The organism is Aquimarina spinulae (assembly GCF_943373825.1).
Classification (GTDB): domain Bacteria; phylum Bacteroidota; class Bacteroidia; order Flavobacteriales; family Flavobacteriaceae; genus Aquimarina; species Aquimarina spinulae.
Genome location: NZ_CALSBP010000002.1, coordinates 981856 through 996773 on the forward strand (window position 1 = coordinate 981856; position 14918 = coordinate 996773).

Annotated in this window: 11 protein-coding genes and 1 tRNA gene; 9 read left to right on the top strand and 3 right to left on the bottom strand. The window is 32.0% G+C overall.

From position 1 onward, the window contains the following. Positions 1 to 130: 130 nt before the first annotated feature. Positions 131 to 1084, bottom strand: coding sequence for a calcium/sodium antiporter (locus NNH57_RS09910; protein ID WP_074409120.1), 954 nt, complete (start codon positions 1082 to 1084; stop codon positions 131 to 133). A 542-nt stretch (positions 1085 to 1626) separates the two neighbouring features. Here NNH57_RS09910 and NNH57_RS09915 point away from each other — a divergent pair. Both NNH57_RS09915 and NNH57_RS09920 read left to right on the top strand, forming a co-directional pair. Next, positions 1627 to 3495, top strand: a complete 1869-nt coding sequence (locus NNH57_RS09915) for a tetratricopeptide repeat-containing sensor histidine kinase (RefSeq protein ID WP_159099201.1) — start codon at positions 1627 to 1629, stop codon at positions 3493 to 3495. After that, positions 3495 to 4238 carry a LytR/AlgR family response regulator transcription factor gene (locus NNH57_RS09920; RefSeq protein WP_074408927.1) on the top strand — a complete coding sequence of 248 codons (744 nt, stop codon included), beginning with the start codon at positions 3495 to 3497 and terminating at the stop codon, positions 4236 to 4238. Before NNH57_RS09915 ends, NNH57_RS09920 begins: the two co-directional genes overlap by 1 nt. Positions 4239 to 4342: 104 nt before the next feature. Here the strand turns inward: NNH57_RS09920 and NNH57_RS09925 are convergent, their stop codons facing one another. Further along, positions 4343 to 5203 (bottom strand): M57 family metalloprotease, encoded by an 861-nt coding sequence (locus NNH57_RS09925; RefSeq protein WP_074408928.1) that lies wholly within the window; start codon positions 5201 to 5203, stop codon positions 4343 to 4345. Positions 5204 to 5492: 289 nt separating this feature from the next. Between NNH57_RS09925 and NNH57_RS09930 the strand changes: the two genes are divergently transcribed. The 4 genes from NNH57_RS09930 to NNH57_RS09945 all read left to right on the top strand — a co-directional run bounded on the left by NNH57_RS09930 (position 5493) and on the right by NNH57_RS09945 (position 8529). Further along, the gene (locus tag NNH57_RS09930) at positions 5493 to 5849 is read left to right on the top strand and encodes a BlaI/MecI/CopY family transcriptional regulator (RefSeq protein WP_074408929.1); all 357 of its coding nucleotides are present in this window, start codon (positions 5493 to 5495) and stop codon (positions 5847 to 5849) included. A gap of 3 nt (positions 5850 to 5852) precedes the next feature. Continuing rightward, entirely contained in the window at positions 5853 to 7391 is a 1539-nt protein-coding gene (locus NNH57_RS09935) for a M56 family metallopeptidase (protein ID WP_074408930.1), read from the top strand. Positions 7392 to 7455: 64 nt separating this feature from the next. Beyond that, complete coding sequence (locus NNH57_RS09940) at positions 7456 to 7608, top strand: hypothetical protein (RefSeq protein WP_025666657.1); 153 nt, start codon at positions 7456 to 7458, stop codon at positions 7606 to 7608. A gap of 108 nt (positions 7609 to 7716) precedes the next feature. Then, entirely contained in the window at positions 7717 to 8529 is an 813-nt protein-coding gene (locus NNH57_RS09945) for a hypothetical protein (protein WP_074408931.1), read from the top strand. Positions 8530 to 8583: 54 nt separating this feature from the next. Here NNH57_RS09945 and NNH57_RS09950 read toward each other — a convergent pair whose 3' ends face one another. Further along, a complete protein-coding gene (locus NNH57_RS09950; RefSeq protein WP_074408932.1) occupies positions 8584 to 9096 on the bottom strand; it encodes an adenine phosphoribosyltransferase in 513 nt (170 codons plus the stop codon). Between the two features lie 381 nt (positions 9097 to 9477). On the opposite strand from NNH57_RS09950, the gene NNH57_RS09955 reads away from it, so the two are divergent. From NNH57_RS09955 to NNH57_RS09965, 3 genes are all read left to right on the top strand, one after another. Continuing rightward, positions 9478 to 10815 (top strand): SPFH domain-containing protein, encoded by a 1338-nt coding sequence (locus NNH57_RS09955; RefSeq protein ID WP_074408933.1) that lies wholly within the window; start codon positions 9478 to 9480, stop codon positions 10813 to 10815. Positions 10816 to 10990: 175 nt separating this feature from the next. Continuing rightward, positions 10991 to 11064, top strand: a tRNA-Arg gene (locus NNH57_RS09960). 776 nt (positions 11065 to 11840) lie between these two features. Then, positions 11841 to 14846, top strand: a complete 3006-nt coding sequence (locus NNH57_RS09965; RefSeq protein ID WP_108807738.1) for a GEVED domain-containing protein — start codon at positions 11841 to 11843, stop codon at positions 14844 to 14846. Positions 14847 to 14918 lie beyond the last annotated feature (72 nt).

Below are 14918 nucleotides of genomic sequence, written 5' to 3' on the forward strand. Positions count from 1 at the left end.
AATTTATTGTATGTAACTTAACTAACTAAGTTGGTTAAACACCAAAAAACACCTTTAGGAATTTTCTAAAGGTGTTTTTTTGTTCTTTATATAGAGATTACAATCCTAATTGTTCTCTAAACTTATTGGTTTATTCTATAAAAACCATTGCAATAAAAATGCAATATGCTGCAAAAATCAATACTCCTTTTGGGCGTCCCAGGATCATTTTTTTAGGTATAAAAGCCAATGGAAGTAAAATCATAGCAAAACCAAGCATCCAATAAATATTTACATTCATTAGTGTTTCATCTTTTACTGCAATAGGTTGAATTAATGAAGTTATTCCTAATACCGAAGCAATATTAAAAATATTAGATCCTATAAGATTTCCGAGTGAAATTGCTTTTTCCTGTTTAAGTGCTGCAATAACAGAAGCAGCTAATTCTGGAACACTAGTCCCCACTGCAATAAGAGTAACTGCAATTACACCTTCGCTAACTCCCATTTTTTTGGCAATGGTTTCTGCTCCGCTTACCAATAATTCTGAACCAAAATATAATGCAGTTCCGCCAATGAGTAACCAAATTATAATTTTAAAATTAGATGTTTTCTGAAGAGAATCATCGACCTCTTCTGCTGCAGTATTAGAAGATTTTCTAGCTCTTCGAATCAAAAGGAACAGATAAACCAGTAAAGATAATAACAACACAAGTCCTTCTAACTGAGTTAAAATTGCATCATTTTCTAAAAAGAGATATAATACAAAAGATAACAATACCATTACCGGCCAATTGAATTTGTAAAAATCCTTGTCGATAGCCAAAGGGCCTATTATAGCAGTAATACCCAATACCAAACCAATATTAGCAATATTAGACCCAACTACATTACCTAAAGATATATCTGATAATCCGTCTAATGCCGCCTGAATGCTTACTAATAATTCTGGAGCAGAGGTAGCAAAAGAAACTACGGTTAACCCAATAACCATACGAGACAATTTAAGTCTGAACGAAAGTGCAACAGAGGATCTTACTAAAAACTCCCCTCCTACAACAAGAAGTACTAGTCCTATAATAAGGTATAGTATACTGGCAACCATAAATTTTAATTTTGTCTGCGAAGATACTATTATATAAAAACTTTTCTCAAAAAAAATAGCACCCATATTAATCGGGATGCTATTCTACACAAATTACCAAAATCACTGGAGGGGAAAAGAAATTCTATTATTTCTTAATGTGCAATTCAAAAAGCAGGGTACTAAACTAAACTCAAAAAAAAACACCCTGCTTTTAAAACTTAACCATACATATAAAGTAGAATATTATCAATACTACTCTATACATAATATACACTAACCATTGTACTATCATGATAGCATACACCAACTTGCTCCCTATATTATTATCTGGTAGTTATAAAATATCTCTATTATCTCTTTTTGTAACAAAAAAATAAATTAATACTAAAACTCAAATTCAATATATACTAATTAGCATAACTCAAATATAGTAGCGACGGTTCTAAAAATCGACCTCAAATACACGAACTATCATTTTCATTACACAAATTGTCATTATTTAACAATAAAGCAATATTAATTTCATGTTTTGTAATTTTGTATATCAAATTTTGAGAATAATGAGCCTTAAAAAGAATAGATTATTTTCTCTTCCTATATTTTTATTATGGGCTGCCTTTTCTATAGGACAAAATACTATTAACACTGCACAAAAAACATATCAAGATTCTACATTAACCACCTTATACAAAAAATTAGAACTCTTAAAAACAACAACTGATAACGATAGTATCGCAAAAAACAGCTTACGTCTTATCAAAAATTATACGAGCAAAGATTTAAAGAATAATTATATCGATGTCTTATTTGATTTAATCAATTATTGTGAAGATAATCATAATCTTGAATGCCTAATAGAGGCCTATATTTTGGTAGGAATACAATATCGAAGGAAGGATCTCTATTTAGAATCTTTAGCCTATCACAACAAAGCAGAAGAATTGTCATCTAGTAGTAAAAAAAGAGGTTTCAAATGGCGTATTTACACAAACAAAGGGCTTTTACTTCGTGAGATATTAGAGATCGAACTTGCTAGAGAAAATTACAAAAAGTCGTTATCCTATGTTGATTCTACCAATAGTTTTAGAAAAGGAACTTCTTTTTTAAATATGTCTTCGACATTTGAGGAAGTAAAAGATCATGATTCTATGGTGTATTATGGAAAAAAAGCTTTTGAGATATTAAAAGAATATCCTCAAAGAGAATTACATTTCATAGCCGCAGTAAACAATATAGCATATGGATATATTAAACAAAATGAACTAGATAAAGCTTCCAAACTTATAGCAAACCATATCGATTTAAGTAAAGACAAAAAAAATACAGGTAATGTTTTTCCTTCATATTTTTATAACACTTTAGGAGAGCTTAATTATAAGTTAAAAAAATACGATACTGCTATATACTATTATAAAAAATCTCTAGATACTCTAGATAACGGACACCCCCCATCAAACATCAAAAATCTTATTAGTTTATCAGAAATTTATGAAATTAAAGGGGATTTAAAACTAGCTATTAAATATCTAAGAGCGAAAGAAAAATACTTAGAAAAGTTTGACCAGATTAGATTAAAACGAGAAGTTGCTAGATCGCAGTTTAACCGGGTTTTGCACAAAAAGAATAAAATAATCACTAAACTAAAAGAAGAAAATTTAGTCACTAATAAGAAGGCATACAATACAAAATTAATCACTCTAGGAGTAGGATTAACAAGCCTTTTTATCATTCTTATATTTCTTGCAATTCATCAAAAAAGCAGGTTAAAAATATCATACCTAAATGAAGAGATAAGTGTAACGAGATTAAAATCTTTAAAATCAATAATGAACCCTCATTTTTTGTTTAATTCGTTTAATACTCTTCAAAGTTTTATACTACAAAAAGATAAGTTTGAGGCTAGTGAACATATGCGACAGCTTTCGCAATTAATACGAAAAGTATTATCAAATTCTGAGAGTCTTTATATTAACTTTAATGACGAATTAGAGATTATAGAAACCTATGTCGAATTAGAGAATAAAAGATTTGATAACCAATTCGAATTAGAAAAAATAATTGATAAAGATCTCATAACATTAAACCCGAGAATTCCATCCATGATTATTCAACCTCATATAGAAAATGCTGTTATACATGGATTAGAGTGCAAAAAGATTAAAAAATTAAAATTATCCTTTCAGAAAAAAAATAATATAATACAATGTATAATAGAAGATAACGGAATTGGGAGAAGAAAATCAGCAGAATTAAAAAAAGCTGGAAAAAGAAAGCACCTTTCTATTACTTCTAAAAATACATCAGAAAGAATAAGTATACTTCGAAAGATTGGATATCAAAAAACTTCTTTAAAAGTAAAAGATCTTTTTGATGATCATAATCAACCTAACGGCACAAAAATTATTATTAATCTTCCAATCATAAATTAATGAATATCAAAACCCCACTAACATCTATTATCATTGATGATGAAAAAATGGCAAGGAATAGTTTAAAAGTTTTATTACATAATTATTGCCCTGAAATAAAAATAATTGGAGAGGGAGAAGATTTAGCTGCTTTAAAGAAACTATTAAGTATAAAAAATCCGGATCTTATTTTTTTAGATATTCAACTAAGAAACACTACCATTTTTGATCTTATTTCTAACGTAGAATTATCAGGTTTTAAAATCATTTTTATTTCTGCGCATGATCAATATGCTTTAAAAGGGTATAAATATGATGCTGTCGACTATCTTTTAAAACCTGTAGACCCTGTTAAATTAAAAGAAGCTGTTAATAAAGCGAAAAGCCAAATTGAAAAAGAACAGGAATCAGAATACAAAAGAACAGGCATATATTCTTTACGGGATTCTCCACAGATTGTGTTATCAGATATCAAAGGGTCCCATATCATTAAAACCAAAGATATTATGTATTGTATCGCAGAAGGAAATTACACCTCTATTATTTTACATAATCAGCCTCAAATAGTAGTTTCTAAAAATCTAAAGTTTTTTGAAGAAAAATTGAACTCCATAAACTTTTACAGAATTCATAAATCCAACTTAATAAATCTTAATTATTTAAAATTATTAAGTAATGATGATGGGGGGCATATTGTAATGAGTGATGGAAAAACACTATCCATCTCCAGAGATAAAAAACGTAAACTTCTTAAACGCATCTAAAAATACTTCTACTACTTATATTGTAGTGTATTTACTATAAAATAATAAAAGACTGCCAAAAGGCAGTCTTTTATCTATATCTAAATATACCATCGATTACCAAATTAGTAAAGGTAGTTTAATGCTACTCTATCCAGATTACTCCATTCTCCATCGGTATTAGCAGGATAACAAGCATTCATTATAGAATTTGGGTCACCACCAGGACCAGCGGTTCCCGGAATATATACAAGACCATCATTACTTACTCCTTCATTACTATTTTCTCCACACGTTTTTCTGGTATCCCAATCTGTATGTCTAAATCCAACGCAATGACCAATTTCGTGCGCTAATAAATGTTCTAGTTGCTGATTTGTTTGCGTTAAATTAGCCCCGTTATTAATTCTAACTCTTGTAAAAGGGTATCCATTACTAGGAAAACCTGCAATCCCTGCAGATCTGTTTGGATCTGGGTTTATGCTATTATCTACATATACCAAGATATCATTGGGTCCCCAGCTTGTTCCAAAAGATACGATGAATCTAATACTAAGATTTTCGTTATTGTAATTGTTAACGGCATATTGCAGACCTGTTCGTGCAGTAGCACTTAATCCATACTGATTATTACCTGTGTACCCCACTACACGAATAACATTAGTTGATGTTACCAAATTATTAGTTCTATACTGTTTGTTTTGAATCCCCCCGTGAAGTCCCATATCCAAGATTTGAGATTTTGATAACATGATGTCATCTTCAATACGGTACATTGCTTTTTGGGTGCCGTCAATATCATTTACTATTACTTTTTCTACACCATTAGGATTAAAATGTAATGCTCTGATTTTGTTTAAAACATTTTTTTCAACAACTAAAGAGGATTCTTCTACAGGAGCATTAACCTGGTCTTTATCGCAAGACACCAGCGTTAGTGTAATAGCCATTGCAGTGGCTATCACTAAAGATTTGATTCTTCTCATTCTAAATAAAAGTTAAGTTTGTGTTATTTTATTGTGATAAATTTAACATTTCATTTGCTTAACGAAAAATTTTTTTATTAACAAATTGATGATAAGTCACATTTTTCTTACTGTAATACAGTAGTTTATACAAAAAAAAGTCGCTCCAAACAAGCATTTCTCTACTCCAAAAATGTAAAAATATAATCTCTTTCCTTCCTTAATAACTACGAAAATAGTTAAATAACTATAAAAACAGTTGTGAAACTATAATTATAGTTATACTTTTGATTCTTATTAATATTCTCCTATGGAAAAACTTACTAATAAAGAAGAAGAAATCATGCAGGCATTATGGAAGCTAAAAAAAGCTTTCGCAAAAGAGGTTCAAGCCGAACTACATAATGCTGTACATTACAACACCGTATCTACGATTATACGTAATCTGGAGGATAAAAAGTATGTAGGCCATCAAGCTTATGGAAAAACACATCAGTACTTCCCTATTATTACAAAAGAAGAATATCGTAGTAATTTTGTAAGCACAGCTATGAAACAATATTTTAACGACTCGTATAAAAATATGGTTTCCTTTTTTGCTAAAGAAGAGAAAATAACTGCAGATGAGTTAAGAGAGATTTTAAAAGTAATAGAAAAAGAAAAATAAGCTATGGAAACCTTCTTAATTTATCTTTTTAAAGCCAGTATTTTACTTTCGACATTTTACGGAGTTTATTTTTTGCTGCTTAGAAAAGACACTTTTTTTACGATAAACAGGCATTTTCTATTGGTTGGTATCCTCACTTCTATACTATTGCCATTCATAGAGTTTACAACCATTAAGTTTATTGAAAATCCGGTTTTTCATGTAACAGGAACACCTCTACCTGCTTCAGAAAATGTAATTCCCGAAACTTTAAACTGGTGGCTAATTGGATCCATACTTTATGGCCTGGGAATTCTTATATTTTTATCTCGTTTTGGCCTTCAACTTCTATCCTTAAAGAAATTACTAGCACATCATCAAGGCAGGAAAAAAGACGGTTTCAACTTTATTGAAGTTGCTCAGGATATCGCTCCTTTTTCTTTTTTTAATACGATCGTATACAATCCGGCATTACATTCCAGAGAAGAATTAGATATGATTTTAAAACATGAAAAAATACATGTTCAGCAATTTCATACTCTCGATTTAATACTAGTGAATCTTCTTCTCATATTTCAATGGGTAAACCCATTTGCCTGGTTATACAAAAAAAACCTGGAGCAAAACTTAGAATTTATCGCCGATCGAGAAGCTATAAATCAAATGACATCCAGAAAAGAGTATCAATTAACTTTATTAAAAGTATCATCAAATAATTACTCTACCATTACTAATAATTTTTATCAATCATTAATCAAAAAACGAATTGTTATGTTAAACAAACAAAGTTCTCAAAGTAAGAAGTTATGGAAAATCACTGTTATTCTTCCCTTGTTAAGTCTGTTTTTATGGAGTTTTAACACCCGGGAAGTTGTTAGAATCAAACAGGATACAAAAACGAATCAAAAAACTTCAGAGAGTATTGTATTTCAGAAAAAAAGGGAAAAGATTATTGAATTTATAGTCGACAAAAGCTCTTCAAAAGAAGATCTCAATAAAGTCAAAAACGCTTTAAAAAATGACTATAGTCTTGAGGTTAAGTTCTCTGGTATTAAACGAAATGATGCTCATGAAATTACGAGCATTAAAGTAGATATCTCTTCTAAAAAAGGAACGACCAACTATGCCATATCTAATGACACCCCAATTAATTCTTTTGCCATTATATACAATAGCGAAACTGGTAAAATCGAAATTGGTCAATCCGGAAATAACTCAAATTACGTATGGGTGGTTGACAAGGATGGTAAATCTAAAAAAGGAAAAACAATGAAAATCCATACTGGAGATAAGAAAAATGAGTACATTTTTAGTAATGGAGATCACAAAGATATTTATGAGATACACACCAATGACAACAAAACCTTTGCTTACATTACTGGTGATAGAGACGGTGAGCCATTAATATATATTGATGGAAAAAAATCGACCAAAAAAGAAATGGAAAAATTAAACTCTGATACCATAGAAATGATGAATGTCCTTAAAGGAAAATCTGCTATAAAAAAATATGGTGATAAAGCAAAAAATGGAGTGATCGAAATTATTATCAAAAAGAACTAACTCAATCCAGATATAAATCTTTAAAAACTCACTTCCTTCAAGTGAGTTTTTTGTATTTTTGACCATGCAAAAACATTTCTTTTCGTTTATCGCCAAGCTTAATAAAGTAATTCTACCGAGTTTTACCAAAAAACGCCTGGATCTTGCTAAAGCATCCAAATTACAACTTCTCATATTTGGATGGCGATTATATGTTACCAAAAGAGCTTTGGGGTAAAACCATAGCCTAATCCATAAAAAATTACTTCTTTTTGCAACACTAGCAACTCTTTTTCGTAATTAAAGAAGAAGTAATATCATCTATAAATAACCAAAAATATGTAGTATGAAAAAATGGATCATTATGGGAATCAGCATGCTAGGTATGCTCTCCTTAACCGCATTTACCACAAACTCTGGTAAGGATTTGATAATTGATAACATTAAACCTAACGAAATAACCGCGGTAATAAACAAAGACACCTCAGAAAAAGAATTAGAGGATTTAAAAGCATTCTTTTTAGAAAATGGTATCGAATTGCTTATCAAAAAAATAGAATTTAATGATAAAAAAGAGATTACCAGCTTAAGTATTGTTCTTAAAAAAGGAAATTCGAAAAGTCAATATTCTTCCTCTTCTAAGACTCCTATTTCTAAAATAGAATTAGGCTATAAAGATGGTAATTTATATATCTCAAACTCTGGTATGTTTGACATTGCTGCCTGGAAAAATCAGTCGGGCTTTAGTCACATACAAATTGATATGGACAGCATTATGAAGAAGCATAATTTTGTTTTCGATTTTGATGAAGAGAATGACTCTTTATTTTATAAAGGTCATTTTGATGCACAAAAACTAAAGGATCAAATCATGAAATCTTTTACTTTTGAAGAAGACGAAGATGGAAACTTCTTTTTTAACGGCCAGCAAATGCCACATTTTCAAAATTTCAAATCCAAAAGATATAATTTTGTAGACAATCCTGATATCGAAAAACTAATTATTATTGACGGAAAGGAAGCTGATTTTAACACCCTGGATACGCTTGCAAAGTCAAATAAGTTAGCCGAAGTAGATTTTCTTAAGCCAGAAACTGCCATTAGTATTTATGGTGACAAAGCCAAAGATGGTGCAATTATAGCCACTACAAAAGAATAAATTTCTTATAAAAAATAATATAAGCCTTCATCTTCTTGAAGGCTTTTTTTGTCATTAATATTTTAAAAGAGCAGATCTGGGAACATCGAGTTTATCTTTTCCGTTAAGAAATTCCAGCTCCATAATAAAATTGCATTGTACTACTACTCCACCTAGTTCTTTAACCAAATCACATACAGCTTTAGCGGTTCCTCCAGTAGCCAGTACATCATCATGAATCAATACATGTTCTCCGGCTTTGATAGCATCGATATGTATTTCTAATGTATCTTCTCCATATTCTAAGCCGTAACTCTTTGATTTTACATCATAGGGTAACTTTCCTTTTTTTCGAACAGGTATAAATCCTGCTTGTAAACGTTCTGCAATCATACTTCCTATAATAAACCCTCTGGCTTCTATACCAATTACCTTATCAATTTTAATACCGTCTGGGCATAAATCAACTAATTGATCTGCGCAACTTACCAAAGCTTTGTGATTTGCTAATAAAGGAGTAATGTCTTTAAATAAAATTCCAGGTTTGGGAAAGTCAGAAATATCTCTGATATAATCTTGTAAATTCATTGGCCGAAAATAATGAAAATAAAAAAAAGAGGCTAAAAAAAGATGAAAATCGCCTACAAAACGAAAATACTACACAAAATCACCCTTCAAAAGTTTCACTTTATAACAATAAACACGATTTTTAACTACATTTATTAACCAATATCAAGATAAAACAATTACATTCTAAAACAATTATTATTCTTTTAGTTACAAAATCATAATCATTTTCACAGATTTCAGTAAAAATATTTTGCCCATAATTTTCTTTCAGATATATTAAAAAGACAATATAGAAATACCATTAATTTTAACTATAAAAATCTAGAAATCATGTAAACAAAACTACTTTCTTCAGTACCTAAAAATTAAATCAATTAATCATTTCTAAAACCATTTAATATGCTAACATTTATAGGAATCGTGATGATTCTTACAGGAATCATAATGCTCATAATCAAACCCATTTTTTCAACTTTAAAAATTATAAATTGGTTCACCAAGTCACGTAATTTTAAATTAATTGGATTCGGTTTTGTGCTAAGTGTGATCTCTAATATGTTTTTTTATGCAGAACCTGGTACCGCCTATGCAGTACAATACCCTTGGGGTAGTCAAAAAGCAGTAGTAAATCAAGGTATCAATACCAAAATGTGGGGACGTTTAATCCCTATACAATTCGAGCTTCCTATCAAATATGTAATTCCAAATAAAGATAGTGGTGAGCTTGGAGAACAAAGTAAATATGCTAATGTAGATGTGGCAAAATACTGGGCATTTAGTGATGCCGTAAAAGCCAGAATTGCAACTTCGGTAGTAATTAGTATTAATACCGCAGATGAATCACAATTCTTATCTGTAGCAGACCGTAATAAAACCGAAAAAAACCTTATTCGATCACGTATCATCCCTAATATTGATCAATCGATTAAGAACACATGTAAATTAATGGATGCTCAGGATTATATCTCTGGACAAGCGTCTGATTTTGATCGATATTTTAAAGATCAATTAGAAAACGGTATGTATGTACTAGAAGAATACATAGCCAACGAAAACAGAGAATTAATTGGGGATAGTAGCGTAGTGAGAACTATCGTGAATAAAGAATCTAAACAGAAACGTTTTAAGATCAAATACGTAAACGGAGAACCAGTACGAGAAAAAGGAAACTCTCTAAAAGCATATGGTCTTACAGTTGTACAAGCTGTGGTTACCGAAATTGATTGGGAAACTACCTTTGATAAACGATTACAATTACAAAAAGAAGAGGTAGCACAAACACAGTTAGAAAAACAACAAGCAGAGCGTGAATTCTATCGTGCTCAAAAAGAAACGGCAAAAGGTGAAGCAGAGAAAGCAACAGAACGTGCTCGATTAGAAAAAGAGCAAATTCAAAAAACTATCGAAGCCGAAACAAAAGCCAAAGTAGCAGAATTTAACCTTATCGAGGAGCGTAAGAATTATGAAGTTGCACAATTTAAAGCCAAAACACAAAAAACCATGGCAGATGCACAGTCTTATGAAAATGCTAAACTGGTAAGTGCCGGTCTTACTCCACAAGAACGTGCCGAGTGGGAATATAAGACTTCTGTAAACATAGCCAGGGAGCTTAAAGAGCTAAAACTACCTGAGATCTATATACAGGATGGTGGTAAACAAGATGCTAATGGAAACTTATTACAATCATTAATTGGTGCAGATCTTGCCAAAAAGATGATGACCAGAAAAAGTCAATAAATGAACTTACATATAGCATAGCTGTGCTTTAACACACATACTATCAAGCTACTCGAATCCTGTTTTTAGATCGTGTTTATCTAAAACCTGTCGGGTAGCTTTTTTCTATCTGCGAAAAAGTCTATATAAATTTTGCCAGCAATATAAAAAACAACTATATTTGCACCCGCAAAAAGGCCTCGTAGCATAACTGAATAGTGCACTTGATTACGGCTCAAGAGGTTGCAGGTTTGAATCCTGCCGAGGTCACAACAAGCAAAAAACCACGTCCAAAAGACGTGGTTTTTTATTTTATGGAAAAACTAAACGTAGTTTGAAGTTTTGGAATAAAATAAAGAACTAGAGTAATAACTCGTGGTTTCTTATTTGCAACAACGAGTTTTAATTAGGATCATTATTAAATAATCCTGCCGAGGTCACGAATGAATCACAAAAAATGTGAATTGCTAAGCGAGTTTCAGAAATGAAGCTCGCTTCTTTTTTGAAATAAAGCCAAGTGATTCTTTTTGTGATTCTCAAAGCGGAGCTTTGTCAGGAAAGGTTATAATCAATCCTGCCGAGGTCACGAATGAATCACAAAAAATGTGAATTGCTAAGCGAGTTTCAGAAATGAAGCTCGCTTCTTTTTTGAAATAAAGCCAAGTGATTCTTTTTGTGATTCTCAAAGCGGAGCTTTGTCAGGAAAGGTTATAATCAATCCTGCCGAGGTCACGAATGAATCACAAAAAATTGTTTTTAAAACAAATGACCTTATATCACAAACAAAAGTAATTTCATTTTCAGTACAATTTTATTTTAATTGTTTAATAACCAACACCTTATACACATGTAAATTACTGTTTTTAACCATGTGTGATAACCATAAAATTAATACTGTTTTATTCTTACTAAAAATATAATACTGATTATCAGCGTTTTAGACATCTAATTCTAACAAAAAAACGTTAAAAAAACCAACTATCTAATAACGAGTGATTTATCGAATTTGTTTAATTTAGAATACTAACTTTAATATATCAACACAAATGAAATCAATTAATTTAGCAACACTAGCTTTGCTATTGGTCTTCTCTATGATGACCTATGGGCAACAAAATGAAAACAAAGCTTTTTATCACGGAAAAATATCCTCTGTAGAGTATGTTTCTCCAATGTCTTCCAGACCTCATGATCTCCTACCACCTGATAATTCTTTTAAGGAAGCAAAAGACAAAAGATCATTAGGAAACATGGTTGTATCTGGTAAAGATCCACAAACTACTAATGATTATTATGTAAAAAACAGGCATCAGAAATCGGCAAGTATGAGTCTAGCTGCTCCAAGCCTTGTATTTGACACCTATTCATCTAATTCTCAACCAACAGATCCATCATTAGCTGTTGGGCCAAATCATGTGTTTGTTGTCTACAACACAGGGTTTATGATTTATGATAAAGCAGGTAATCAATTAGTGGGGCAGACAGCTCCTAACCCTGCAATTTTTCCATCTGGAGGATGCTGTGACCTTACGGTTTCTTATGATAATGCTGCCGACAGGTGGGTATTGTCATTTTTGGGATCCGGAGCACAGGTAGCTATATCTGATGGGCCTGATCCAGTAAATGCCGGGTGGTATATATATAATATATCATCAATCAGTGACTACCAAAAATTATCAATATGGAGTGATGGATATTATATTACGGATAATACTAGTAGTAATAACAAAATATGGGCATTAGAGAGATCTAAAATGTTAACAGGTGATTCTAATGCACAAATAGTAGGTTTCAATCTTCCGGGAATTGTTACTAGCGGTTTTTACAGTCCGCAGGCGTTAAACGTAACTGATGCTAATTTACCAGCAGCTGGCGGTGCTACCATTGTATATATGCAGGATAATGCCTGGTCAGGAGTTTCTACTGATCATATCAAATTATGGACTGTTAATGTAGATTGGAACAATTCAAATAATTCTACTATATCCAATCCACAGCAGATTAACACAACTTCTTTTATTGGTGTATTTGATGGAGGAAGTTTTTCTAACTTAGCTCAACCTGGTGGAGGCGATACTATTGATGCATTACAAGCAACGATTATGAATCAGGCACAATTCAGGAAATTTGCTTCTCATAATTCTGCAATATTCAATTTTGTAGTAGATACCGATGGTGGATCTGGTAAGCTTGCCGGAGTACGCTGGTATGAATTCCGTCAAAGTGGAGATAATCAACCATGGTCTTTACACCAGGAAGGTACCTATACTGCTCCTGATGGAAGACACGCCTGGAACGCTAGTATGGCAATGGATGCACAAGGTAATATAGGTATGGGATATACATCTATGTCTGGTCCGAGTACCTCATCAACTGTTAGGGTAAGTTCATATTATACCGGAAGATTAAGTTCGGATCCTGCTGGTGTGATGACAGGAACAGAACAATTAATCTCAAACGGAAATGGTAATATTCCTAGTTTACGTTATGGAGATTATAGTAAAATAGATGTTGATCCATCTGATAATTCTTCATTTTGGTTTATAACCGAATACATGAAAAATGGTAGAAAAGGAGTTGTTGGAAAATTCCAAATACAATCAGGACCTGCTGATACGCAAGCGCCAACGAATCCAAGCAATTTGACAGCTAGCAATATCACTTCAAGCGGAGCAACTCTGAATTGGACAGCTTCTACAGATAATGTTGGTGTCACTCAATACAATATTTCTATAGGTGGTAATTCAGTAGGAACTTCTGCAAGTCCTACTTTTAATGTTACCGGTCTATCTCCATTGACCAATTATAGTGCATCAGTAACTGCACAAGATGCAGCAGGAAATATCTCTGGAAGTGCTACCGTTTCTTTCACCACCTTAGAAGGAAGTGGAGTAACTTATTGTGATTCTGCAAGTACTAATGTAAATGATGAATATATTGGTAAAGTACAGGTTAATACAATTGATAATTCTTCGGGAGCTCAGTTTTATTCTGATTTTACATCGGTTTCTACAACCTTAAAAGAAGGGCAAAGTTATGATATCACTGTAACTCCAACCTGGACAGGAACTACATACTCAGAAGGATACGCTGTTTGGATTGATTATAACAATAATGGTGACTTTACAGACGCTGGAGAATTAGTATGGTCCAAAGCAGCTTCGACCGATACTAACAATACTGGATCATTTACGGTACCAAGTGGAACGGCTCAAACTTCAGTAAGAATGAGAGTATCTATGAAATATAACGCTATTCCTACTTCATGTGAAACCTTCACGTATGGAGAAGTAGAAGACTATACGATCAACCTGGAACAGGGGACCACAGGAGGGGTAACCTATTGTGATTCTGCAAGTACCAATGTAAATGATGAATATATTGGTAAAGTACAAGTTAATACAATTGATAATTCTTCGGGAGCTCAGTTTTATTCTGATTTTACATCAGCTTCTACAACCTTAAAAGAAGGGCAAAGTTATGATATCACTGTAACGCCAACCTGGACAGGAACTACATACGCTGAAGGGTATGCTGTTTGGATTGATTATAACAATAATGGTGACTTTACAGACTCTGGAGAATTGGTATGGTCCAAAGCAGCTTCGACCGATACTAACAATACTGGATCATTTACAGTACCAAGTGGAACGGCTCAAACTTCTGTAAGAATGAGAGTGTCTATGAAATATAATGCTATTCCTACTTCATGTGAAACCTTCACGTATGGAGAAGTAGAAGACTATACGATCAGCCTGGGGAATCGCTCGAATGAGCAGAATAGTGGAAATTTATTAAGAACGTTTACAGAAAACTCTCTTAACAATATTAAATTACATCCTAATCCTGTAAATGCTCAACTTAACATAAAGATTTTAAAAGGTAGGTTTGAAAGAATCACCATATTCTCTTCTACTGGTACAATTGTAAAAGAGATTAATCCGGAAATTGATTCTTTATCCATAGATGTATCTAAGTTTGCTTCAGGAATGTACTTTGTACGATTCGTTGAAAACGGACTGGCAGTAACCAAAAGATTCATAAAGAAATAACCAAATAAACTTGTTTTTTTACGATAATAACTACCTGAAAATTGATAAAAAGTATTCTCAAACTTTAATTCA

Coding starts and splice junctions, on each gene's coding strand:
- NNH57_RS09910 (WP_074409120.1), bottom strand. CDS start 1,084: ATGGTTGCCAGTATACTATACCTTATTATAGGACTAGTACTTCTTGTT.
- NNH57_RS09915 (WP_159099201.1), top strand. CDS start 1,627: ATGAGCCTTAAAAAGAATAGATTATTTTCTCTTCCTATATTTTTATTA.
- NNH57_RS09920 (WP_074408927.1), top strand. CDS start 3,495: ATGAATATCAAAACCCCACTAACATCTATTATCATTGATGATGAAAAA.
- NNH57_RS09925 (WP_074408928.1), bottom strand. CDS start 5,203: ATGAGAAGAATCAAATCTTTAGTGATAGCCACTGCAATGGCTATTACA.
- NNH57_RS09930 (WP_074408929.1), top strand. CDS start 5,493: ATGGAAAAACTTACTAATAAAGAAGAAGAAATCATGCAGGCATTATGG.
- NNH57_RS09935 (WP_074408930.1), top strand. CDS start 5,853: ATGGAAACCTTCTTAATTTATCTTTTTAAAGCCAGTATTTTACTTTCG.
- NNH57_RS09940 (WP_025666657.1), top strand. CDS start 7,456: ATGCAAAAACATTTCTTTTCGTTTATCGCCAAGCTTAATAAAGTAATT.
- NNH57_RS09945 (WP_074408931.1), top strand. CDS start 7,717: ATGAAAAAATGGATCATTATGGGAATCAGCATGCTAGGTATGCTCTCC.
- NNH57_RS09950 (WP_074408932.1), bottom strand. CDS start 9,096: ATGAATTTACAAGATTATATCAGAGATATTTCTGACTTTCCCAAACCT.
- NNH57_RS09955 (WP_074408933.1), top strand. CDS start 9,478: ATGCTAACATTTATAGGAATCGTGATGATTCTTACAGGAATCATAATG.
- NNH57_RS09965 (WP_108807738.1), top strand. CDS start 11,841: ATGAAATCAATTAATTTAGCAACACTAGCTTTGCTATTGGTCTTCTCT.